This is a genomic window from Streptococcus sp. CCH8-H5 (genome assembly GCF_001556505.1).
Lineage (GTDB): Bacteria > Bacillota > Bacilli > Lactobacillales > Streptococcaceae > Streptococcus.
The window spans coordinates 1-21,715 of sequence record NZ_LSIZ01000120.1; the positions used below are offsets into that span (position 1 = coordinate 1).

Annotated in this window: 22 protein-coding genes; 1 reads left to right on the plus strand and 21 read right to left on the minus strand. The window is 41.0% G+C overall.

Annotation, left to right across the window (positions count from 1 at the left end):
• The coding region (locus AX663_RS08365) for a transposase (protein ID WP_197414216.1) at positions 1-193 on the plus strand (193 nt) is incomplete at its 5' end.
• Positions 194-546: 353 nt separating this feature from the next.
• On the opposite strand, the gene AX663_RS08375 is transcribed toward AX663_RS08365, so the two are convergent.
• The 21 genes from AX663_RS08375 to sufC all read right to left on the minus strand — a co-directional run bounded on the left by AX663_RS08375 (position 547) and on the right by sufC (position 21,558).
• Complete coding sequence (locus AX663_RS08375; RefSeq protein ID WP_022496545.1) at positions 547-909, minus strand: PTS glucitol/sorbitol transporter subunit IIA; 363 nt, start codon at positions 907-909, stop codon at positions 547-549.
• Between the two features lie 94 nt (positions 910-1,003).
• On the minus strand, positions 1,004-1,984 hold the full coding sequence (gene srlE, locus AX663_RS08380) for a PTS glucitol/sorbitol transporter subunit IIB (protein WP_022496544.1): 981 nt from the start codon (positions 1,982-1,984) through the stop codon (positions 1,004-1,006).
• A 16-nt stretch (positions 1,985-2,000) separates the two neighbouring features.
• Positions 2,001-2,543 (minus strand): PTS glucitol/sorbitol transporter subunit IIC, encoded by a 543-nt coding sequence (srlA, locus tag AX663_RS08385; protein WP_022496543.1) that lies wholly within the window; start codon positions 2,541-2,543, stop codon positions 2,001-2,003.
• Positions 2,540-3,037 (minus strand): transcriptional regulator GutM, encoded by a 498-nt coding sequence (locus AX663_RS08390; RefSeq protein WP_022496542.1) that lies wholly within the window; start codon positions 3,035-3,037, stop codon positions 2,540-2,542. Before AX663_RS08390 ends, srlA begins: the two co-directional genes overlap by 4 nt.
• On the minus strand, positions 3,037-4,863 hold the full coding sequence (locus tag AX663_RS08395) for a BglG family transcription antiterminator (RefSeq protein ID WP_079119902.1): 1,827 nt from the start codon (positions 4,861-4,863) through the stop codon (positions 3,037-3,039). Before AX663_RS08395 ends, AX663_RS08390 begins: the two co-directional genes overlap by 1 nt.
• Before the next feature lie 62 nt (positions 4,864-4,925).
• Positions 4,926-5,726: an SDR family oxidoreductase gene (locus AX663_RS08400; RefSeq protein ID WP_022496540.1), complete on the minus strand. Its 801-nt coding sequence runs from the start codon at positions 5,724-5,726 to the stop codon at positions 4,926-4,928.
• 184 nt (positions 5,727-5,910) lie between these two features.
• Positions 5,911-7,260, minus strand: coding sequence for a glucose-6-phosphate isomerase (locus AX663_RS08405; RefSeq protein WP_022496539.1), 1,350 nt, complete (start codon positions 7,258-7,260; stop codon positions 5,911-5,913).
• A 103-nt stretch (positions 7,261-7,363) separates the two neighbouring features.
• Positions 7,364-8,179 (minus strand): endonuclease/exonuclease/phosphatase family protein, encoded by an 816-nt coding sequence (locus AX663_RS08410; RefSeq protein ID WP_037600399.1) that lies wholly within the window; start codon positions 8,177-8,179, stop codon positions 7,364-7,366.
• 97 nt (positions 8,180-8,276) lie between these two features.
• Positions 8,277-10,463 (minus strand): PTS transporter subunit IIBC, encoded by a 2,187-nt coding sequence (locus tag AX663_RS08415; protein ID WP_037600157.1) that lies wholly within the window; start codon positions 10,461-10,463, stop codon positions 8,277-8,279.
• 154 nt (positions 10,464-10,617) lie between these two features.
• Positions 10,618-11,556 carry an AEC family transporter gene (locus AX663_RS08420; RefSeq protein WP_037600155.1) on the minus strand — a complete coding sequence of 313 codons (939 nt, stop codon included), beginning with the start codon at positions 11,554-11,556 and terminating at the stop codon, positions 10,618-10,620.
• Positions 11,557-11,720: 164 nt separating this feature from the next.
• Positions 11,721-12,533: a metal ABC transporter permease gene (locus tag AX663_RS08425; RefSeq protein WP_037600154.1), complete on the minus strand. Its 813-nt coding sequence runs from the start codon at positions 12,531-12,533 to the stop codon at positions 11,721-11,723.
• On the minus strand, positions 12,526-13,233 hold the full coding sequence (locus AX663_RS08430; protein ID WP_037600153.1) for a metal ABC transporter ATP-binding protein: 708 nt from the start codon (positions 13,231-13,233) through the stop codon (positions 12,526-12,528). Before AX663_RS08430 ends, AX663_RS08425 begins: the two co-directional genes overlap by 8 nt.
• 1 nt (position 13,234) lies before the next feature.
• Positions 13,235-13,678, minus strand: a complete 444-nt coding sequence (locus AX663_RS08435; RefSeq protein WP_037600147.1) for a zinc-dependent MarR family transcriptional regulator — start codon at positions 13,676-13,678, stop codon at positions 13,235-13,237.
• Between the two features lie 163 nt (positions 13,679-13,841).
• Positions 13,842-14,819 (minus strand): tRNA dihydrouridine synthase DusB, encoded by a 978-nt coding sequence (gene dusB / locus AX663_RS08440; protein ID WP_002883588.1) that lies wholly within the window; start codon positions 14,817-14,819, stop codon positions 13,842-13,844.
• Positions 14,812-15,678, minus strand: a complete 867-nt coding sequence (gene hslO, locus AX663_RS08445; protein ID WP_002883609.1) for an Hsp33 family molecular chaperone HslO — start codon at positions 15,676-15,678, stop codon at positions 14,812-14,814. Before hslO ends, dusB begins: the two co-directional genes overlap by 8 nt.
• Positions 15,679-15,757: 79 nt before the next feature.
• Positions 15,758-16,117, minus strand: coding sequence for a hypothetical protein (locus tag AX663_RS08450; protein ID WP_002886442.1), 360 nt, complete (start codon positions 16,115-16,117; stop codon positions 15,758-15,760).
• A 173-nt stretch (positions 16,118-16,290) separates the two neighbouring features.
• On the minus strand, positions 16,291-17,709 hold the full coding sequence (gene sufB / locus AX663_RS08455) for a Fe-S cluster assembly protein SufB (protein ID WP_002883666.1): 1,419 nt from the start codon (positions 17,707-17,709) through the stop codon (positions 16,291-16,293).
• 75 nt (positions 17,710-17,784) lie between these two features.
• Positions 17,785-18,216 (minus strand): Fe-S cluster assembly sulfur transfer protein SufU, encoded by a 432-nt coding sequence (sufU, locus tag AX663_RS08460; protein WP_002883658.1) that lies wholly within the window; start codon positions 18,214-18,216, stop codon positions 17,785-17,787.
• Positions 18,203-19,435 carry a cysteine desulfurase gene (locus AX663_RS08465; protein WP_037600142.1) on the minus strand — a complete coding sequence of 411 codons (1,233 nt, stop codon included), beginning with the start codon at positions 19,433-19,435 and terminating at the stop codon, positions 18,203-18,205. The genes sufU and AX663_RS08465 overlap by 14 nt, the downstream gene beginning before the upstream one ends.
• 53 nt (positions 19,436-19,488) lie before the next feature.
• Positions 19,489-20,751, minus strand: a complete 1,263-nt coding sequence (gene sufD / locus AX663_RS08470; RefSeq protein WP_048790376.1) for a Fe-S cluster assembly protein SufD — start codon at positions 20,749-20,751, stop codon at positions 19,489-19,491.
• Positions 20,752-20,787: 36 nt separating this feature from the next.
• Complete coding sequence (gene sufC / locus AX663_RS08475; RefSeq protein ID WP_002883600.1) at positions 20,788-21,558, minus strand: Fe-S cluster assembly ATPase SufC; 771 nt, start codon at positions 21,556-21,558, stop codon at positions 20,788-20,790.
• Positions 21,559-21,715 lie beyond the last annotated feature (157 nt).

Genomic DNA, 21,715 nt, shown 5'->3' on the forward strand with positions numbered 1-21,715 from the left:
TTCGACAAACCTCATTGAGTCTCTTAACAAAGAAATCAAACGTCAAACGAAAAAGAAGGTTCTTTTTCCTAACGAGGAGGCTCTGGAACGTTACTTAGTTACTTTGTTTGAAGATTATAATTTCAAGCAAAGTCAACGAATCCATAAAGGGTTTGGACAATGTTCTGACACACTTGAAAGCTTATTTGATTAGCACTCTATAACTCTACTTGAGTGTTTACACAAAATTATTGACAGTATCATAAAGTCGAAATCAACCTCTGATTCCAATTGGCGAAGAAAGTGATCTTCTGGGACCAATTCGTCTATCGTATAGAAGCCATATTGGCAGCGATGATAATCAGGTTTTTCTTTGTGAAACATAGCTAGCACCTCACAACTTTTCTTACCTCTATTATACAACTTTACAAAAAGAAAAGCCCTTAGAAAAGTGTCTTCTAAGGACTTTGTCTTCAATCCGAACCTCCCCTAAGGGAGGCTGCGTTTAGTTTTAGGCTGCTGCTTTGATAGTTTACAGGATTTGATTTTCTATCCTACTTGAGCTACTTAGAAAATCTGAATGGTAGAACCTTTCTCAATTACTACTGCTTGGTCTGCTGCAACATGGAGAGTGCCCGGCAGACTGCCCTCTTTTGAACCATCAAAAGAAATAGTGATATGGCCCAGTCCAGTTAAATTTTTTTCTACTACATTTCCCACGGCAGTAATCGAATATTCCTGATTATCTACCACCAGCTTGCCGCCTTCTAGTATTGAACCTAGCAGATTTTTGTTATCAATCTTAAAACAATACTCTGCTAAGTCTCCCGGAGCTTCTTCTCCAAATAAAATGAGCATATTAGCGTCTTGAATCATATTCTGAGCTTCAGGTCCCACTTGAATTACTTTAGCTTCAAAAATTTTCTTCATCTAATTCCGATCCATCCTTTCTCTAATCTTTCATGTTCCTAATAGATAAGTTTAAGATACTATTTTTTATATGTGTGCACAACCTAACCATGCTCTACTGATAAAGACCAATACTAGCGACCCAAGCTACTAAGACCCGAGGAACACCATTGAGAAAACGTGAATAGAGAACAGAAGGGACACCAACCTCAACAGTTTCAGCTTTCGCCTCAGATAGCCCAAGTGCTACAGGAATGAAATCACAGCCATTTTGAGTGTTGATAGCAAATATAGCTGGCAGAGCCATTTGAGGCGGAATATTTCCTTTTCCGATTTCGACTCCAATTAAGGTTCCGATAATCTGACTGATAACAGCTCCAGGGCCCAACAAAGGAGATAAGAATGGCAAGGAACAGATAAAGCCAATCAAAATGAGTCCCCAAATGTTCCCAGCTAGAGGAACCATTAGTTTTGCCAGCCAATTTCCAACACCAGAACCCTGAATAACCCCAATTAGTAAAGAAACAAAGGCCATGAAAGGAATAATAGTATTGAGCATTGTTTGGATGGCTTCACGAGCAGCCTGGTTGAAAGTCGCAACAACCTTACCAGCCCCCATCCCAATTCTTGCTACAATACTTGTTTCTGCTTTTTGTTCTGTGATTTTTTTACTAGTATCGTAAGTTGGTTTTTCAGTAACCACCGTTGTCGCTTTTTCATCTTCATTAGCAGCGGAAATTTGATCAAGACCAACTGCTGATACATAGATTTCCTCTGTAATATACTGAGCTAGAGGTCCGCTTTTACCTGTAGCGACAATATTGATCGTCGGAATCCCCTTCTTAGGATAGATTCCACAGCGAAGAGTTCCGCCACAATCTACAATTGCCAAAGCAATTTCCTCATCAGGAATAGATGTTTTAAATCCATTAACAGCTTCCATACCTGTCAAATCAGCAATTTTATCCACAATATCTGGCTTTTCTCCGCCGCCAGTGATATAGATAAATTTATGCTTTGCCTCACTAGGAGTAATGACCAAAGGTCCTCCGAAACCGCCATTTCCTTTAACAACTTTTATACTCTTATATGACATAAATTCACTCTTTCTATCAATCAAATGTTTTACTCAAGGTAACCCCTTGCTGTTTCGCAACATAAGCAGTTGTAAAATCTGTTACCCAGCCACCTACAAAGTTCATGACAATCCCAACAAGCATGTAACGAATGGCTAAGTCCATTTGACTCAAGCCTAAAGTTTGAATCCCTGTCGCGATTCCCATCCATACAAACAATTCCCCAGGATTGATATGCGGAAATACACCATTTGAAGTGTGGCAGAACTGCATCTGAGCTGCTACAAAACTAGGTTTATAATATTCTGGTAAAAAACGTCCCATACTGATTGACATCGGGTTCCCCAGCATAAAGGCTGAAATGAAAGGTAAAATCATATACCGGCTAACAGGATTTTTGGCAGAAATCTTAGCCAGGGAATTGACCTTCTCTTCTCCCAAGAAAGCGATAAGGGTATTCATTGCAATCAATAGCATTAGGACAAGCGGTACAATATTTGTCATCCAGCTAATAAAGGTTTCTCCACCTAATTGGAAGAGTTTCATAAAATTCTCTGCAAATTTTGTAATGTGATTCATAAGGAACCCCTTTTCTTATTTTTTTTTAATAACTGTTTAATAGATAATTGTAAGTAATTCGCATAAAAGCCAAATCCCAAAAAAGAATCAGATGAACTTGTCTCTTTCTCAATACCTGCCTCATGCAAAAGATAGACTTTTCTAGCATCTTCTATGGCTGATTGCATCAACTTATTTTCTTTTCTCACAAGAGGATTATACTTGTCAAAATAATGGATGTCTTCTCCAACATAATCGTCCATATTTTGAAAACGCGCTAAGATTGTGACTCCTTGCATTTTGCTAGCTTTAAGAACCCGACCGTTTTCATCAACCGCGAACATGACAATCGTACCGGATTTGATTCTTCCGGACTTCCTGCCAATCGCTACGCGACCCAGTTTTCGGAGCATCGTATAGGTCTTATTGAAGTCTTTGAGTTGCTGCCAGCCGAGGAACATTTGAAATATATAAGCTGCCATTACAAATACGGCGAAAATTATTAGCGAATTCATTAAAATACTCCTTTGCTCTTAGAAAATGATAGAAACTCTGTCTCTGTTTCTACCGATCTCAATGCCTCTTTCAGAGAAGGCTCTCCTGCAATTCTAAAAATATCATCATACAATTCCAGTAATTCACTTTCCATTTTTGTTTCAATTTCTGAGGGAATGGCGACTAGAAAGATAAATTCAATCCATTCATCTCCTTTTTGATAAGGCTCTTCTAGTTTTCCAAACATTAAAATAGTCTTTGCATAACCCTGGTTAATTGTATGGGGGAAGGCAATTCCTCCACCAAAAATGGTTGATTGCTTTTTCTCCCTATCAATTATCCGTTCTATAAAACCTTTATCAATCATCTGAAGTTTCCCTAACTCTGCAACCATATTTAGCAAGTATTGCTGATAGGTTTTTTGGGGGCTTAATCGAAGAAAGCGTAAGCTAACTGTTTCTAGATTTTTTTGATGAAAAGCATTGGCTTTCTGCCATTCTTCCTGCAGCCATTGATCATCAAAAAGATGATTAACTTGAATGACTGGAGATTTAGAATCTTTATATTTTAGAGGAACTGTCGTAAAAATCGCGAAATAGTCCTGATTCAATTCCACATTAAAATCCTCTTCAGAATACTGAGTAATGTCTACATCATTTCCAAGGACTCGTCTGAGTTGCTGAATAATCATCGCAGCGGTTCCTCTTCCTGTTGTGCAAACTACAGCTATCTGCTTGCGAGAACCCTTAACAGCAGAATTTTGCTTTCTTAAAATCATTTCAAAATACAAAGCCAGATATCCGATTTCAGATAATTCCAATTCTGAACCCAAAATTGCAGATAGTTCTTCTCCAGCAATTTTCGCCATTTCAAAAGCAAAAGGATATTGAGTTTGAACCTCGCCATGAAATATATCATTAGCTTGCACATGGAAAATCAGTCGATTGATTAAAGCGCCTAGATGAGACTTTATTTCTTCAAATAATTCTTCATCATCAAAGTGAACCAACATTGTTTCTTTGACTTTCTTGACAATCCCTTGAAAAATGTTTGCAACCTGTTCAGATTGATAAGACGGCTTGCTTAAAGTGTCAATAAAACGGACATTAAACGGAAAACACAAAAAGTCTATTTCAAACTGACTGAGGGAAATCTTATAAGTCATCTCAATATGATAGATTAATTTCTCAGCCAAAGGTGTCTCTGTTAAATCATTCTTATAATAAGGAATAGGACAATTCAACACCTTAGATGTATGAATACGTTCCACCATAATTGAAATGGTCTTTCGAAGGAGTTCCTGTGTTTCTTTAGGGATTTTATAGTCCTGGACTAGCGTCTCCAGAAAAGAAGAGGTTGCCTCAGTGAGTGTCCTTTCTTCAAAGTAAGGAGCCACTTGGTGAATATAGAGCAAGCGCAAATTCAGCTCGCTCCCCAAGACCTCCAGCCCACGGTTGGGCTTTCCTGAAATAGTAATAGAGTAACTCTCTGCCAAAGATTTTACTTGTTTTAAATCCTTATTAAGGGTACTTCTACTAACACCTACTTCCTCAGCCAAGTCGTCAATAAGAAGAGGGGAGGTTGACTCAATTAAACGTTTTAGCAAATAGGCAATTCTTTTACTGGAAGAATTGAAGTCACTCTCCTGTTTTAAACTACCAGATAAAATCCTTTCCAACTCTGTATAGTCATACACTTCCAACATTAACAGATCATCTTGTGAGATAATCTGGATATTAGGAGCCAAAACATCATTTAATTGTTGGATACTCTTTTGCAAGGTTTGCAAACTAATATCCAGTTCTGAGCGCATATCTACCAAGGAATAAGTTGGCTGCGAAACCATTTTGTCTAAAATATTATACCATCGATTTACTAAGGTCAACTCTCTTCCCCACCTTCATTGTTTTATCCGCGAGTTTTACCTCCGGCAATATTTGTAGTGACACCTGTTATATAGCTAGAACGGTCTGAAATATAGAACGCTACAAGATCAGCTACTTCACGTAGTTTCCCACTCCGTCCCAATGGAGTCGTTGAGGTTGAAGCATAACCAGCTCGAATATCTTCTACCGTCTTTCCACGGGTATAAGCAAGAGCTTCCTCATAAGAAAGAGTTCGAAGTCCCGTAGCTTCCATAATTCCTGGAGCAATTCCAACCACACGTACACCATGCTTACCAAGCTCTTTCGCCCATGAACGAGTGTAACTATAGACTGCTGCTTTTGTTGCAGCATAGGCACTTTGTCCTTCAGAACCTTCCAAGCCTGCTTCTGAAGCCATGTTCACAATTACACCTTTTCCATTTTTCACTAAAATACGTCCTACTGCCTGACTAACCAAATACAAACCTTTTTGATTAATCATTGTTATTTTTTCGAACGTCTCATCGTCCAACTCGTAAGGACCTTTAGGATTTTCTGCATCGATTAATAATCTAGGTACATTAATCCCCGCATTATTGACTACCGCATCAATATTGCCAAATCTTTCAACTATTTTAGCGACTCCTGCTTCTACTTCAGAGCGAGAAGTTACATCAACTTTTACAAATAATAGATTCGGGTGACGCAAATCGTTGTCGCTAAGATCAAAATTCGCTACATTGACTCCTAATTCCAACAATTCTTCGACTATTGCCTTACCAATCCCAGATGACGCACCCGTCACAAGAACTGTTTTGCCTTTAATGTCTAACCAATCATTCATTTTGATACCTCTCAAATTTTATTTACAAGGCAATTATACAGCGCTTTCATAAAAGAATTAAGACACTCTTTTTTACACTGTTCAAAAAATTAATAAACTAATTAAGAGGCTTGTACTAAAAAATCCACTAGAAATGAACTTGTGGATCTTTTTATATTCTAAATGAACTCAAAGCATATGAGAATCAAAGACGTGCATTCAACTCAGCACCAAGCTCTTCAAAGCCTGGTTTACCAAGCAAGGCAAACATATTCTTCTTGTATGCTTCCACACCTGGTTGGTCAAATGGATTGATACCATTCAGGTAGCCAGAAAGAGCAATAGCTAACTCAAAGAAGTAAATAGTATAGCCCAAAGTGAACTCATCTTGCTCAGGCAGGGTCACAAACATATTTGGCACTCCGCCGTCTGTATGAGCTAACAGCACTCCATCTGTTGCTTTCTTATTGACAAAGTCAACATCTTTTCCTTGCAGATAGCCAAGGCCATCCAAGTCTTCTGCTAATTCAGGAATCAACACATTTTTGCGAGGCTTATCTACACGAATAACTGTTTCAAAGAGGATACGAGTTCCTTCTTGAATAAATTGCCCCAAAGAGTGCAGGTCTGTTGAGAAGTTCGCTGAAGTTGGGTAAATACCTTTTTGGTCTTTACCTTCTGACTCACCAGCCAATTGCTTCCACCATTCTGAGAAGTATTGCAATGATGGTTCGTAGTTAGCTAGAACTTCTGTCAGATAACCTTTACGGTACAAGATATTGCGTACAACTGCATATTGATATGCTTCATTTTCAGCCAACTTATCAGAAGCATAAGCCTTGCGAGCAGCATTTGCTCCTTCCATCAACTTGCTGATATCAGCCCCTGCAGCTGCGATTGGCAAGAGTCCCACTGCTGTCAATACTGTAAAACGACCACCAACACTATCAGGCACTACAAAAGTATCCCAGCCATTAGCATCTGCTTCAACCTTAACTGCACCTTTAGCGCGGTCTGTAGTTGCATAAATCCGTTTATTTGCTTCTTCCTGACCATACTTCTTAACCAAGAGTTCTTTGAAGACACGGAAAGCAATAGCAGGCTCTGTAGTTGTTCCTGACTTAGAAATAACGTTGACAGAGAAATCTTTGTCTGATACATAGTCTACCAAATCAGCCAAATAGCTTGATGAGATAGAGTTTCCAGCATAGAGGATTTGAGGTGCCTTACGTTCTTCCTTGCTTTGTAGATTTACAAAAGAATTATTCAAGAAATCAATCGCTGCACGTGCCCCTAAATAAGATCCTCCAATACCGATGACGATTAACACTTCACTATCAGATTGGATTTTAGCAGCCGCCTTTTGAATACGAGCAAATTCATCTTTATCATATTCTTCAGGCAGATTCAACCAGCCTGTCATTTCTGCTCCGGGACCTGTTCCGTTTCGTAGAGCATTATCTGCTGCTGTAACTTGTGCTTGCATGTATTCCACTTCATGTGGTGCAACAAATTTGTCTAATACTTTTGAATAATCAAATGTAATATGAGCCATTAGTTTCTCCTTTAAAAAAATCAATTCTACCCTTTATTCTACTCTTTTATTTATCTTTTGACAATACTTTTTACCCTTATTAGGTCAAGATAGGCTACAGTTACTATCTAAATGCAAGGTCTGCTTCAAGGCCATAGTGATCACTTACTAGAGGTTGATTGTTTCCATCAAAAATGACACTAAGGCGATTTACTGTCCACTCTTGGCTTGCAAAGACATAATCGATACGTAAAGGCTCTTCATTGCCCTTCCAGCCATCGATACCAGGTCCAACTGTATAGCTACCAGTTGTTTCTTTAGCTACTTCAAAACTATCTTGAAGATTGAGTGGGCTAGCCAAAATGGCTTGATAACCTTCGCGACCTGCTGGGTTGTTAAAGTCACCTGCTAGGATGAGTGGTTTTCCAATAGCTTTGAAACGTTCCTCAATACGTACCCACTCTTCTTGGAAACCTTTGTCCCACCATGAAAGGTGAACACTAGCAACAGCCACTTCTCGGCCATCTACAGTGGTTTCAGCAACTGCTACACGGCGTGTATGGTAGTCAGTTGGATCATCAACATCTGAAACCAAGATTTCGCTAGCTGTCAATGGTTGACGTGACAAGACGGCAACCCCTTCATTAAGGTGATCATAACCAATGTGATTATAAGCCCAAGTCCAATGGTATTGAAGACCTTCTTCAGCCAACTTTTCCACAAGAAGACGGACAAAGTGATCTTGGTGGATTGGTGTTGCTGATGGAAGTGCATGATAGTAATCATCCGTGTCTACAACAGAAGTCTCTATTTCTTGGTTAACTTCTTGGAAGCAAATAATATCATACTGAGCTTTAAGAATCTGTTCCTTTAAGGTTTGGAATTTCCCTTCTGCATCTTCTTCCATCCAACTGTGGGTATTTAAAGTTAGAAATTTCATAAGTTTATCCCTCTTCTGACTTGCATCTAGAAATGACATAGGGTCATTTACAAACAAAACAGCCCAAGGGCTGTCTGCTTGTTTATCGTTTAGCAAATTAAAGTTCTACTTTTGCAACTGGAGCGTTAGCAGCCAATTTACCTGTATGTTCTACTTTAACTGATTTGATTGCATCTACATTTGTAAAGACAACAACTGTAGATGTTTCACGACCTGCTTCACGGATAGCATCAAGGTTCGCTTCAACCAAGAGATCACCTGCAGCAACTGTTTGACCTTCAGTAACTTTAACGTCGAATGGTTTACCTTCAAGACTAACAGTGTCAAGTCCGATGTGAACCAAAACTTCAAGACCATTGTCTGTTACCAAACCAAGAGCGTGTTTAGTTGGGAAGATGCTTGTCACTTTACCAGCTACTGGTGAAACGATTTTACCGTTTTCTGGTTCTACAGCGAAACCGTCACCCATCATTTTTTGTGAGAATACTGGGTCTTTAACATCTTCGATGTTGATAACTTGACCATCAGCAACTGAATGTACTTCGTCAGTCACACCTTTGAAGGTAGCTTCTGCTTTTTGAACAGCAGTCATTTGACTTGGAAGTGTTTCAGGAATAACTTCACCTGAATCAAGAACGTCTTGAATATCAGATTTCAATACGTCTGCTTTAGGACCATAGATAGCTTGAACCCCTTGTCCTTTCATGACAAGACCCATAGCTCCTTCAGCTTTCCATTGTTCTTCAGTTCCGACTTTATCAGCATCTTTAACAGTAACACGGAGACGAGTCATACATGCGTCAACGTCGACGATGTTAGCACGTCCACCAAGAAGGTTGATGATGTTGATAACTTGTGAGCTTGCTGAGCTTGTTCCAGCACTTGCTGATCCAGCAGATTCTGATGGAGCATCATCACCTTGCTCATAGTTACCGTTACGTCCTGGTGTAGCGTAGTCAAATTTCTTAATCATGAAGTTCGCGATGAAGAACATGATAACACCAAAGAGTACAGTTACCCAAATGAAGTTAACGATATCCATCGCCAAACCAGCGTTAATAGCAAGTGGTGTACGTGTCAAGAACTCGATAGAACCGAATGAGTGAACACGAAGGTTAACGATATCAGCCATGGCAAAGGCACATCCTTGTACCAAAGCATAAACGATGTAAAGTGGAGTAGCCACGAACATGAACATGTACTCGATTGGCTCTGTTACCCCTGTCAAGAATGTTGCAAGTGCAGTTGCAGTCAACATCCCTTTGTATTGATGTTTTTTATCATCATCGACGTTACGGTAGATGGCTACGACGATACCCATCAAGATACCGAATGAACCGATCATTTGACCAACTTTAAAGCGGGCTGGTGTAACAGATTCAAGAAGGTGTTTGTATTGTTCTGGGTGTGCACCTTTAAGGTTTGCAAGGTCAGTAACCCAAGCAAGCCAGAGTGGGTCTTGACCCAATACTTCAGTACCTTTAGCGGCACCAGTCAATACGTGGTAAGTACCACCCAATTGAGTGTAGTTAATTGGGATAGTCAACATGTGGTGGAGACCAAATGGCAAGAGAAGACGTTCCAAAGTACCGAACAAGAACGGTGCCAAGATTGGAGCAGTTTCTTTTGAGTTGGCAATCCACATACCGAAGCCGTTGATTCCTGATTGGATAACTGGCCATACGATAGCAAGGACGATAGCTGCGATAGCTGAACGAAGAATAACTACGAATGGTACGAAGCGTTTACCATTGAAGAATGACAAAGCTTCTGGCAATTTACGGAAGTTATAGTATTTGTTGAAGGCAGTAGCTCCGATGAAACCAGAGATGATACCTACGAACACACCCATGTTGAGGGCTGGAGCTTCCAAAACACTGATGAAGTAATCAGATACCTTGATTGATTGACCAAAAATGGTGTGGACTGTAGCAGCCTTATCAGCAAGAATATCTGAAGTAACACCAAAGATTGAACCAGTCAAACGGTTAATCAAGATAAAGGCAAGACCTGCCGCAAAGGCACCGCCTGCACGTTCCTTAGCCCAGCTACCACCAATGGCAAGGGCGAACAAGATGTGAAGGTTACCGATAACCCCCCAACCAATCTGCTCAAGAAATCCACCAGTAATAACGAGTGGTGCCATGTTTGGATTAATCATGGCAATCGTTTTACCGATAGAAATCATGAGACCTGCTGCTGGCATAACCGCGATAACAACCATGAGGGCTTTACCGAATTTTTGCCAGAACTCAAAGCCAAATTTTTCTTTTAGCTTATTCATTTCATTTCCTCCTACGTTTTGATGCAAACGTTTGCATAACTTATGTAATTATTATAGCATCTTTTTACAATTTGTAAAGCGTTTTCGTAAACTTTTTTTGAATTTTTTTACAAATTTAAAAAACCCCAGAAAAACCGGGGTTACTTGATTATTTTTAAGCCATAAGGACCATCAAAATTGGAATTACAATCATGGTAGCAAGGGTAGTCTCAGTAACCATGACAGCAGCGTAATCACTATCAGCCCCATATAGTTTAGCAACGACTGGAGCATTGGTCATGACAGGCATAGCCGACTGGATGATAAAAACTTGCTTCATCAAAGTTGGGAGGGGCGCCCAATATACGATGGTAGCCATTAAGAGAGGAGCAACCACAAAGCGTCCCAGCAAAATCAGTAACTGGTCCTTTTTAAGAACCAACTGCTTGACACCTGCATTGGATACTGACAAACCGATGAAAATCATAGATAAAGGAGTCGTCAAACTACCTAAATACTGCAAGTCACTGGCTAAAAAGCTTGGTAATTTAATATGGAGGATAACAATAAGAAGGCCTAACATGAAGCCCATTAGAGGGGGGGAAAAGATTTTTTTCAGACTTGTTCTTAAATCAAATTCAGCGTCTCCTTCCCCATCACGTTGGATGAGGTAGGTCCCCAAGGTCCAGAAAAAGGTCGTATTGCACATATAATAGATAAGAACATAGGGGATACTAGCGTCGCCAAAGAGGGCTTGATTGATAGGGAGCCCCACAAAAATGGTATTCGAATTAAAAAACATGGAAATAAAGAGACCACGACGCTCCTTTTTCACTGCAAAAATTCTAGCCACCGCTGTCGCAATCCCGAGTAAAATCACCATAGAAAGTGTAGGAAAACGCAATTCCGGCAACATTTTAAGTAGGTCTGCCGCTGTGAAACGCTGTGTAATCGTATAGAGCATATAACAAGGAAGGGCAATTTGAGTGACTAGCTTAGCTATAAGACCACGTGACTTGTCGTCAAACCAGCCTTTTTCACCCATTACGAATCCCACTAAAATCATACCCAAAATGACTAGGATTCCCGATATACTCGTTAGAAAGATTTCCATGTTTTCTCCTTTTTTGTTACTATTACAAATGATAGTGGATACCAGAGAAATATAATCATCATTTCTGCCTAGAAAGCTACCATTCTTATTTTAACTTCTCTCAAAAACCACTTTAGTATATCACAAAAAGAGCTCGATTTCTCAAGCTCTTTTCTTCTATATACTTACTCTGCTTTTAAGAGAGGTTCAAAGATTGATACCAGACCAAAGAAGGCGATGAAGATAAGGGTAATAGTGGCACTAGCAGGTGTTTCCCAATAATAGGAAATAAAAATACCAGAGAGCATGCCAACCAAACCAATACCAATAGCCCAAAAAATGACAGATTTAAAGGTTTGACCTATTTTCATACCAATAGCTGCTGGAAGAATCATGATGGTAGAAACTAAAAGTGATCCTGCTGCTGGAATCATCAGAGCAATCGCTATACCTGTCACAATATTGAAGAGAAGCGACATGAGACGTACTGGCAAGCCATCTACATGAGCAGTGTCCTCGTCAAAGGTCAAAAGATACATAGGACGAATAAATAGTAGCGTCAAGACCAGTACAATAGCCGCAATCACAAAGAGGGCATGAACCTGCTCAGAGCTAATCGTGATGATAGAACCAAAAAGATAGCTATCCAGACTCATGCTACTGCTACCCGCCTTGTTACTAAGAATAAGAGCCACTGCCAATCCCATTGACATGAGGATAGCCGTTGAAATCTCCATATAATGCTTGTAACTGACCCTGAGATATTCCAAGACCAAAGCGGCAATAACCACAACCACAAGGGTCATCCAAGTGGTTGATTGTCCCAAGAAAATCCCAACAGCCACCCCAGCTAGGGACACGTGACTCAACGTATCACTCATCAAGCTCTGACGACGAAGAATTAAGAAGAGCCCCAAAATTGGCGAAAAGATACTAATAGCAATCACGGCGAGAATAGCACGTTGCATAAAATCATAGGCTAATAATTCACTAATCATGTTTGTGCTCCTCTCCATCCTTTTCATGGACGTTGAAACAACGCCAAGGCAATTTCTGGTTACGAACCAGATGAATATTACGGTCTGTGTACTCCTTGACTTCCTCTGGGTCGTGGGTAATCATCAAGACAGACTTGCCATGCTTATGGGCAGAGTGGTGCATGAGTTCATAGAAGGTATTGGCTGTTCCTGCATCCATCCCTGTCGTTGGTTCATCCAAAACAAAGATATCAGGATCTGAAGCAAAGATACGCGCAATAACAGCACGCTGCTTTTGGCCACCTGAGAGATGTCCAATCTGCTTGTGACGATTTTCCCACATACCAACAGACTCTAGGGCACGTTGAACATGCTCCAAGTCGTGTTTCGTCAAACGACGGAACCAGCCCTGACGAGGATAACGGCCAGACTTAACAAACTCGTATACCGTGCTTGGAAAACCTGCATTAAAGCTGGCAATCTGCTGTGGAAGATAGGCCATACGAAGCTTTTTACCATCTTTGTTAATATCAGAAATCGTCACAGTCCCTTTCTTAGGCTTGAGAATTCCTAGGGTAGCCTTAATAAGCGTTGACTTGGCAGCTCCATTTTCCCCAGTCAGGGTCACAAACTCCCCAGAATCCAAATGATAGTGAATATTGTCCAGAACGGGCTCCGCATCATACTGGAAGCTCAGTCCTTCAACTGTAATATAACGCATCTTATTCCTCGATTTTTTCTGCTAATGTTGTCAAGAAACGTCCAATAACCTGACGCTCTTGATTATCGAACTGATCCAATACAGACCGATAAACCCCCAAGGTCTCTTGGTGGTGTTCCTCATGCTCTCGGGCTATGGGTTGAGCTTCTTGTGTCAAGACAAAGTAGGTCACGCGCCCATCATCCTTGTCTTTCTTAGCCTCCAACATGCCCTCTTTGACCAAGGTTTTTACCGCCTTGGTAACAGCAGCCTGACTGACATTGAGAGTCTTAGCCAACTCAGAATTAGTCTTTCGCCCCTCAGACAAAAGCATGAGAATATGCTCCTGGGTGTTGGTCAACTTAACCTGACTACGGCACTGACCAATAAGGAGCTCATGCTGATTTTCAGCCTTGAGCAAAATCTGATTAATCAATTGATTTACTTGTTCTTCTAGTTCTAGCATTGCTTTCTCCATTTACTTAACCAGTTAATTATATCGAAAATACCAAGGTTTTGCAAGGGAGGACCAAGAAAAAGATTGGTGATGGGCTATCATCACTATCAAGGAAGAATAAGGGTAAAATAAAAACCTAACCAAGCTGGTTAAGTTTTTATCATATATAGATTTATCGTAAAGTTGCAAAGATTTCTTCGACCTGAGCCACAGACTCGGCACGTGAGACTTCTCCACGAACCTTGGCTGCTCCGGCTGTTCCACGAAGATAGTGTGGTGCAAGACCGCGGAATTCACGAACAGCAATCTTTTCACCTTTAAGGTCTACCAAACGTTTGAGGTGGTCTTCAGCGATGTCCAATTTCTTATCAAATGGAAGCTCTGGCAACTCCTCTCCCGTTTCAAAGAAGTGGTTGATTTGCGTGAAGATGTAAGGATTGTTCATAGCTGCACGACCCACCATAACGGCGTCTACACCAAGTTCTTCAATCATGAGTTTGGCATCTTGAACGCTACGAACATCACCATTTCCGATAAATGGAATCTTAGTGATAGCCTTAGCAACACGGGCCAAAGTCTCGTGATCACAGTGACCTGTGTACATCTGCTCACGAGTACGACCGTGCATAGCAAGGGCAGAAACACCTGCAGACTCAGCCGCAAGAGCATTTTCCACAGCCAAATCACTGTCTGACCAACCTGTACGCATCTTAACAGTCAAAGGAATATCAAGTACTGATGTTACTTCCTTGACGATGTGGTAAATCTTGTCTGGATCCTTGAGCCACTTGGCACCCGCTTCATTTTTGACGACCTTATTGACTGGACAACCCATGTTGATATCAACGATATCAGCCTTGGTATTAGTCTGGATAAAGTCCGCTGCACGCTTCAAGCCCTCAGCATCACCACCGAAAAGCTGGATAGACATTGGATGCTCATTCTCATCGATATGAAGCATGTGAAGGGTCTTCTCATTATTATATAGGAGCCCTTTTTCAGAGATCATCTCCATAACCACGAGACCTGCACCAAATTCCTTGGCAATAGTACGGAAAGCCGAGTTAGTCACACCTGCCATAGGAGCTAGTACTGTACGATGAGGAATCTCCACGTTTCCAATCATGAAGGACGAATTAAGTTTAGTCATTGATGAGTTCCTCCAAGTCAGCTTCTGAAAATTCATACTTTGTTTGGCAGAATTGACAGACGATTTCAGCCCCATGGTCCTCGTCTTTCATGGCTTGAAGTTCATCCTTACCAAGCGTCAAGAGGGCATTTTCAAAACGTTCACGTGAGCAATCACACTCAAAACTAAGCTCCTCTTCAGACAAACGTTTGAAAGGTTCATCCCCATAAATGGCATTCAAGAGGGCTTCGATATGGTCATCAGACTCCAAAAGCGTTGAAATGGCTGGCATCTCTTGGATGCGTTTTTCGTAACGAGCGATTTCTTCCTCGCTAGCTCCTGGCAAGACCTGAAGCATGAAACCACCAGCAACCTTGACCTTGTCCTCTTCGTCAAGAAGTACATTAAGACCAACAGCAGATGGCGTTTGCTCAGATTCTGTCAAATAGTAGGCAAAGTCTTCACCAATTTCACCAGAAATAAGTGGTGTTGATGATGTGTAAGGATTACCAGTTCCATAATCGATGATTGAGACAAACTGTCCTTGTCCCATGAAAGGACCCACCAAAACTTCACCAGTCGCTGTTTTCTTGATGTCCACACCTGGATTTTGGATGTAGCCCTTAACATGTCCTTTGGTATCAGCTACAGAGATGATATGCCCAAAAGAGCTATTTCCGATAACCTTAACCGTAATTTTGCTCTCACCCTTTTGGTTAGCAGCCAAGATTTGGTTGGCAATAAGGGTACGTCCCAAAGCAACTGTTGATGATGACAATGTATTGTGTTTTTCTTGTGCGGTTCTAACAGTTTCTGTGCTATCAAGAACATAAGCACGGAAAGAACCTGATTCTGAAATTGTTTTAATTAATTTATCCATAGTGATTCTATTATAACACAAAAAAGAGGGTGGAAAAATCGTAAACGCTCGGCGTTTCTCTTCCACACTCTCTACCAAATTACCATGAAAATTCGGACAGTTTTTCCCTCAAACTTGCTATTTTTCTATCGTCAAAATGGTGTTTCTGCCTTATTACAGGTGGCAAATTCTCCAAATACTCCATATAGACACTGACAAGGAGGTTATAGTCATTAGTCGTCAAACGCTTGAGTTGACTATGAATGAAGGTAGTTGCCTGATCGTACTGTTCATGGATTAACAAGTCGTCAATGTAGTCATTGCCATCAATCGTGTGACCTTGCTCGTCCTCCACCTGACCTAAATCAATATCCAGAGTCTCAAATTTAAAAGCCTTACTGACCACATTAGCTGTTCCTCGAATTTGATTGAGTAGCCAGTCACTGTTATACACTCCCATATTAGTCCCCTCCATTACTTGCTGTTCAAATCTATTATATCTTTTTAAATATCAGTTGTAAACGCTTTCCAAACATTGCAATTGCGCTTCACTAACATTAAGCTAGAGCTCATTTCCTCATTTTTCAACCAAAACAAAAAGGACCATCCGGTCCCTTTAGATTATCAGAGTTCTTACCCAACTGATCCTTCCATTTCATAACTAATTAAGCGGTTAAGTTCAACAGCATATTCCATTGGAAGTTCTTTGGTAAATGGTTCCACAAATCCCATGACAATCATTTCAGTTGCTTCTTGTTCTGAAAGTCCGCGGCTCATGAGGTAGTAGAGCTGTTCTTCAGAAATCTTAGAAACTTTAGCTTCATGTTCAAGCGCAACTTGTGAATTGTGGATTTCGTTGAATGGGATAGTGTCTGATTTAGACAAGTCATCCATCAAGATGGTATCACATTCGATGTGAGATACCGATTTCTTAGAATCCTTGTTGAAGGTTACTTGTCCACGATAGTCAACCTTACCACCATTACGAGCGATTGATTTAGAAACAATAGATGATGATGTATGCGGTGCATTGTGAATCATCTTAGCCCCTGTATCTTGGTGTTGACCAGCATTGGCAAAGGCAATTGAAAGCATAGTACCACGTGCACCTTCGCCATCAAGGTAAACAGAAGGGTACTTCATGGTTACTTCAGCACCCAGGTTACCATCAATCCACTCAACAGTTGCGTTTTTCTTAGCCGTAGCACGTTTAGTTACCAAGTTGTAGACGCTATCTGACCAGTTTTGGATAGTTGAGTAGCGCATGTAGGCACCATCAAGTGCAAAGATTTCAACGATAGCCGCATGAAGGCTGGCAGTTGTGTAAGTTGGCGCTGTACATCCTTCAACATAGTGAACGCTGGCACCTTCATCAACGATGATAAGAGTACGTTCAAACTGAGCAGTTGCTTCGTTATTGATACGGAAGTAGGTTTGAAGCGGAATATCCACCTTAACGCCTTTAGGTACATAGATAAAGGTACCACCTGACCAGAAGGCTGAGTTAAGGGCTGCAAATTTATTATCTGTTGGCGGAACTAGTTTTGAGAAGTACTTCTTGAAGAGTTCTGGATGCTCTTTAAGAGCTGAATCCGTATCTGTAAAGATAATCCCCAACTTGTCGTACTCTTCTTTCATATTGTGGTAAACCACTTCTGATTCATACTGAGCTGAGGCTCCAGCAAGATAAGCACGCTCTGCTTCTGGGATACCAATACGTTCAAAAGTTTCCTTAATTTTCTCAGGAACATCTTCCCAGTCACGAGCAGGTTTGTCTGATGCCTTTTGGAAATAAGTCAGGTCATCAAAGTTAATACCAGAAAGGTCTGGTCCCCACTCTTGCATAGCCATTTTGTTAAAGGTTTCCAATGATTTTAAGCGGAATTCAAGCATCCACTCAGGTTCCCCCTTTTCAGCAGACATGGCACGGACCACGTCTTCACTGATTCCTTTTCCTGTTGAAAAGACTGGTGTCACATCGTCATGGAAACCATATTTATATTCTCCCAAATCAATGGGTTTTGGTTCTACTTTTTCATTTGTTTCAGTCATAGTATTTTCCTTTATTAAAGGTTTGATTCATTTTCTTTTTTGCTTGGGCAAGGAGACTAACTGCTCCCTGACTTCCTAAAGCTCGCTTCTCTCTATGGCTTTTTTAAGGGCATTCCAAGAGAGTGTTGCACATTTGATACGTTGTGGAAATTTAGAAACCCCCGCCAAGAGCTTGGCTTCGCCCAGCTTATCTTCATCTTTATGATCTCCTTGAATCATAAGAGAGAAAATCTCCGCTAGTTCCAAAGCCTCTGCCTTGGTTTTTCCAATAACTGCATCCGTCATCATACTTGATGAAGCTGTAGAAATGGTACAACCATCACCAGCAAAGGCAATGTCTTCAATCACGTCACCATCAAATTTAACTGACAGATTGATAACATCTCCACAAGTCGGATTATTCAGTTGAAGTTGCTCCACATCAGGTAGGACACCATGATGGTGAGGGCTCTTAGAGTGATCGGCCACAACAGCCATATATAAACTATCTAGTCTAGAGAGTGCCATTGAAAAACTCCTTCGTCGCAAGAATTGCCTCTACAAGTTTGTCGCAATCCTCTTTAGTATTATAAATATAGAAGCTAGCTCGGGCAGCTGATGAGATTCCTAAATGATTAATTAAAGGCTGAGCACAGTGGTGACCCGCACGCACTGCCACTCCTTCATAGTCAAGAGCGGTCGCCACATCATGAGGGTGAAGCCCATCAATATTAAAGGCAACAACACCTGCATGCTGGCTAGGATCTTCTGGACCGTAGACTGTCAGACCATCAATCGCCTGAAGCTTAGGCAAAACATAGTCTACTAATTCTTGCTCGTAAGCATGAATATTTTCCATACCTAAAGCAGAGAGGTAGTCCACAGCAGCACCAAGAGCAATAGCCCCCGCAATGTTAGGTGTACCAGCCTCAAATTTCCAAGGCAATTCCTTCCAAGTGGCTTCCTGTTCGTAAACAAAATCAATCATCTCACCACCGAATTCAATAGGATTCATCTGGTTAAGAATCTCTTCCTTGCCATAAAGAACCCCAATCCCTGTTGGACCTAACATCTTATGTCCAGAAAGGGTGAAGAAATCACAATCCAAATCCTGAACATCAATGGCCATGTGGGGCGCCGATTGGGCACCATCCACCACCATATAGGCACCAACTTGGTGGGCGAGCTTGGCAATTTCTTTGACAGGATTGATGCAGCCTAAAACGTTAGAGACCTGAGCTAGACTGACAAATTTTGTCTTTTCAGTAATCTTGTTAGCCAAATCTTCCATATCCAATTGGCCATCTTTCAAGTAGGCATAAACAAGTTTTGCCCCCGTCTTCTTACAAGCTTCCTGCCAAGGAATGATATTTGAGTGGTGTTCCATAATTGAAATAACCACCTCATCTCCTGGCTCAAGAACCTGCTCTGCAAAACGACCAATCCAGTTAAGACCAGTTGTCGTTCCACGTGTAAAGAGGACCTCTTTGGTTGATTTAGCATTGATAAACTGACGAAGCTTTTCACGACTAGCTTCGTAAGCAGCTGTTGCACGCTCAGCCAAAGTGTGCACACCACGGTGAACATTGGCATTGTCCTCATGATAGTAGGCCATGAGAGTGTCCAAAACTACTTGGGGCTTCTGGGTCGTTGCTGCATTATCCAAGTATACCAAAGGTTCATCATTAACTACCTGATCTAAAATGGCAAAATCTTGTCGAATCTTATAGGCATCTAAAGCTGACATCTTATCTCCCTATCTAGATATATCATAGGTTAGACTATCTGCGTCGATAGTTCCTAACGTTTGTTTAGTTTTGTATCAGTTACAGAAATCATTTCATCGCGCACTTCTTTAACTGGGATTTCAGTAATAACTGCTCCTAAGAAACCGCGAATAACCAAACGTTCTGCAGTGTCTTGATCAAGTCCACGACTCATGAGGTAATACATATCCTCTGGATCTACCTGACCGATTGAAGCAGCATGTCCTGCTGTAACTTCATTTTCGTCAATCAAGAGGATTGGGTTCGCATCTGAACGTGCCTTGTCAGAAAGCATAAGCACACGGCTTTCTTGTTGTGCATCAGCACCCTTAGCACCTTTGACAATGTGACCAATACCATTGAAAGTCAAAGTACCACGTTCCAAGATAACACCGTGTTGGAGGATATGTCCCACAGAGTTGTTACCATAGTTAGTCACACGAGTATCAATCCCTTGAACCTGACGACCTGATGAAAGACCAATAACTTTAAGGTTGGCATGACTTCCATTACCAATCAAGTCACTATCAAAGTCAGCAATAACATTGCCCTCGTTCATAATCCCGAGAGCCCAGTCAATGCTGGCATCACGACCGATACGACCACGACGACTAATATAAGTTGTGACATTTTCACCCAAACGGTCAATAGCCGCAAACTTAACTTGTGCACCGTCTTGAGCAATGACTTCAACCGAAATGTTGGCACTAGCTTTTTCAGTCGCTTCACCTAGCGTTTCAAAACGCTCAAGGTAAGTCAATTTACTGTTTTTACCCGCCACGATCAAAACGTGTTTGTTAAATGGAACATTTGAAGTTCCATCTTGGTAAAAATAGCTTTCAACTGGCAAGTCAATTTCAACATTATCTGGTACATAAAGGACTGCTGCACTATTGAAGTAGGCATAGTTATAAGCTGCCAATTTGTCCTCATCATAGGCTACAGCCTTACCAAAGAAGGCTTCAACGACTTCTGGGATTTCCTCAAGAGCAGTCGTAAGGTCTGTAAAGACCACACCTTGGCTAATCAAGTCGGCTGGCAATTGTTCAAGTACAGTATTTGTTCCTACTTGGACCAATTTAGGGTTGTTTCCAAGCGCTGTAAAATCAGGCACATTTGCTGATGGTTCATTTTCAGTAATCGTTCCATCACCGAGATTCCAACGGTGGAATTTAACACGCTCAATTTTTGGAAGAGCCAAACTTTCAAGCTTATCAAAGGCTGCTTGACGAAGGTCTTGCAACCAAAGTGGCTCTGCTTTTGCTTGTGAAAAAGCGATAATAGATTCTTTTGACATAGGTTACTCCTTTTCTAGTTATTTCGAGTAACAGACTTACGCTTCTTCGTGGTACTCGTAACCGAGCTCTTCAGCGATTTTCGCATAACCTTCTTGCTCAAGACGAGCAGCCAATTCAGGACCGCCTGAAAGAACCACTTTACCTTCCATCATTACGTGTACAACATCTGGAGTGATGTAGTTCAAAAGACGTTGGTAGTGAGTGATAATCATAGCACCGAAGCCTTCGCCACGCATAGCGTTAACCCCTTTTGAAACCACTTTAAGGGCATCGATATCAAGACCTGAGTCAATCTCATCGAGAAGAGCAAACTTAGGTTCCAACATGAGCAATTGAAGGATTTCGTTACGCTTTTTCTCACCACCTGAGAAACCTTCATTAAGGTAACGCTCAGCCATTTCTTCACGCATACCAAGCAATTCCATCTTTTCATCCAATTTAGTGATGAAATCAAGAACAGAAATCTTTTCGTCATCTTCTTTACCAGCGTTCATAGCCGCACGGATGAACTCAGCATTTGTGATTCCTGGGATTTCAGCTGGGTATTGCATAGCAAGGAAAAGACCTAGGCGTGCACGTTCGTCAACTTCCAAATCAAGGATGCTTTCGCCATCAAAAAGGATGTCCCCTTCTGTGATTTCATAGTTTGGGTTACCCATGATAGCAGCTGAAAGGGTAGATTTACCAGTTCCGTTAGGACCCATGATAGCAGCAATCTCACCAGTTTTAAGAGTCAAATTAAGACCCTTCAAGATTTCTTTATCTTCAACAGAAACATGAAGATTTTTGATTTCAAGTACAGACATTGTATACTCCTTTTTCATATATACAGCGAGCACTTGCTCGCTAATTTGCATTATTTTTTTGAAAATAGTCTTGCTATTTTCTGGAAAATAAAAAGAGAACTTCCATTTTCCTTAATTAGAATCATTATAACAAAAAAGCCATTACTTGGCTTTTCAA

What these genes read in the sequence shown, in the direction of transcription:
- AX663_RS08435 (WP_037600147.1), bottom strand. Translation starts at nt 13,678, where the DNA reads ATGCTAGAACTAGAAGAACAAGTAAATCAATTGATTAATCAGATTTTG.
- srlA (WP_022496543.1), bottom strand. Translation starts at nt 2,543, where the DNA reads ATGAATCACATTACAAAATTTGCAGAGAATTTTATGAAACTCTTCCAA.
- sufD (WP_048790376.1), bottom strand. Translation starts at nt 20,751, where the DNA reads ATGTCAAAAGAATCTATTATCGCTTTTTCACAAGCAAAAGCAGAGCCA.
- AX663_RS08425 (WP_037600154.1), bottom strand. Translation starts at nt 12,533, where the DNA reads ATGATTAGTGAATTATTAGCCTATGATTTTATGCAACGTGCTATTCTC.
- hslO (WP_002883609.1), bottom strand. Translation starts at nt 15,678, where the DNA reads ATGGATAAATTAATTAAAACAATTTCAGAATCAGGTTCTTTCCGTGCT.
- AX663_RS08420 (WP_037600155.1), bottom strand. Translation starts at nt 11,556, where the DNA reads ATGGAAATCTTTCTAACGAGTATATCGGGAATCCTAGTCATTTTGGGT.
- AX663_RS08390 (WP_022496542.1), bottom strand. Translation starts at nt 3,037, where the DNA reads ATGAATTCGCTAATAATTTTCGCCGTATTTGTAATGGCAGCTTATATA.
- AX663_RS08465 (WP_037600142.1), bottom strand. Translation starts at nt 19,435, where the DNA reads ATGTCAGCTTTAGATGCCTATAAGATTCGACAAGATTTTGCCATTTTA.
- srlE (WP_022496544.1), bottom strand. Translation starts at nt 1,984, where the DNA reads ATGTCATATAAGAGTATAAAAGTTGTTAAAGGAAATGGCGGTTTCGGA.
- AX663_RS08375 (WP_022496545.1), bottom strand. Translation starts at nt 909, where the DNA reads ATGAAGAAAATTTTTGAAGCTAAAGTAATTCAAGTGGGACCTGAAGCT.
- AX663_RS08415 (WP_037600157.1), bottom strand. Translation starts at nt 10,463, where the DNA reads ATGAATAAGCTAAAAGAAAAATTTGGCTTTGAGTTCTGGCAAAAATTC.
- sufU (WP_002883658.1), bottom strand. Translation starts at nt 18,216, where the DNA reads ATGGCACTCTCTAGACTAGATAGTTTATATATGGCTGTTGTGGCCGAT.
- dusB (WP_002883588.1), bottom strand. Translation starts at nt 14,819, where the DNA reads ATGACTAAACTTAATTCGTCCTTCATGATTGGAAACGTGGAGATTCCT.
- AX663_RS08450 (WP_002886442.1), bottom strand. Translation starts at nt 16,117, where the DNA reads ATGGGAGTGTATAACAGTGACTGGCTACTCAATCAAATTCGAGGAACA.
- AX663_RS08395 (WP_079119902.1), bottom strand. Translation starts at nt 4,863, where the DNA reads ATGGTTTCGCAGCCAACTTATTCCTTGGTAGATATGCGCTCAGAACTG.
- AX663_RS08430 (WP_037600153.1), bottom strand. Translation starts at nt 13,233, where the DNA reads ATGCGTTATATTACAGTTGAAGGACTGAGCTTCCAGTATGATGCGGAG.
- sufC (WP_002883600.1), bottom strand. Translation starts at nt 21,558, where the DNA reads ATGTCTGTACTTGAAATCAAAAATCTTCATGTTTCTGTTGAAGATAAA.
- AX663_RS08405 (WP_022496539.1), bottom strand. Translation starts at nt 7,260, where the DNA reads ATGGCTCATATTACATTTGATTATTCAAAAGTATTAGACAAATTTGTT.
- AX663_RS08410 (WP_037600399.1), bottom strand. Translation starts at nt 8,179, where the DNA reads ATGAAATTTCTAACTTTAAATACCCACAGTTGGATGGAAGAAGATGCA.
- sufB (WP_002883666.1), bottom strand. Translation starts at nt 17,709, where the DNA reads ATGACTGAAACAAATGAAAAAGTAGAACCAAAACCCATTGATTTGGGA.
- AX663_RS08400 (WP_022496540.1), bottom strand. Translation starts at nt 5,726, where the DNA reads ATGAATGATTGGTTAGACATTAAAGGCAAAACAGTTCTTGTGACGGGT.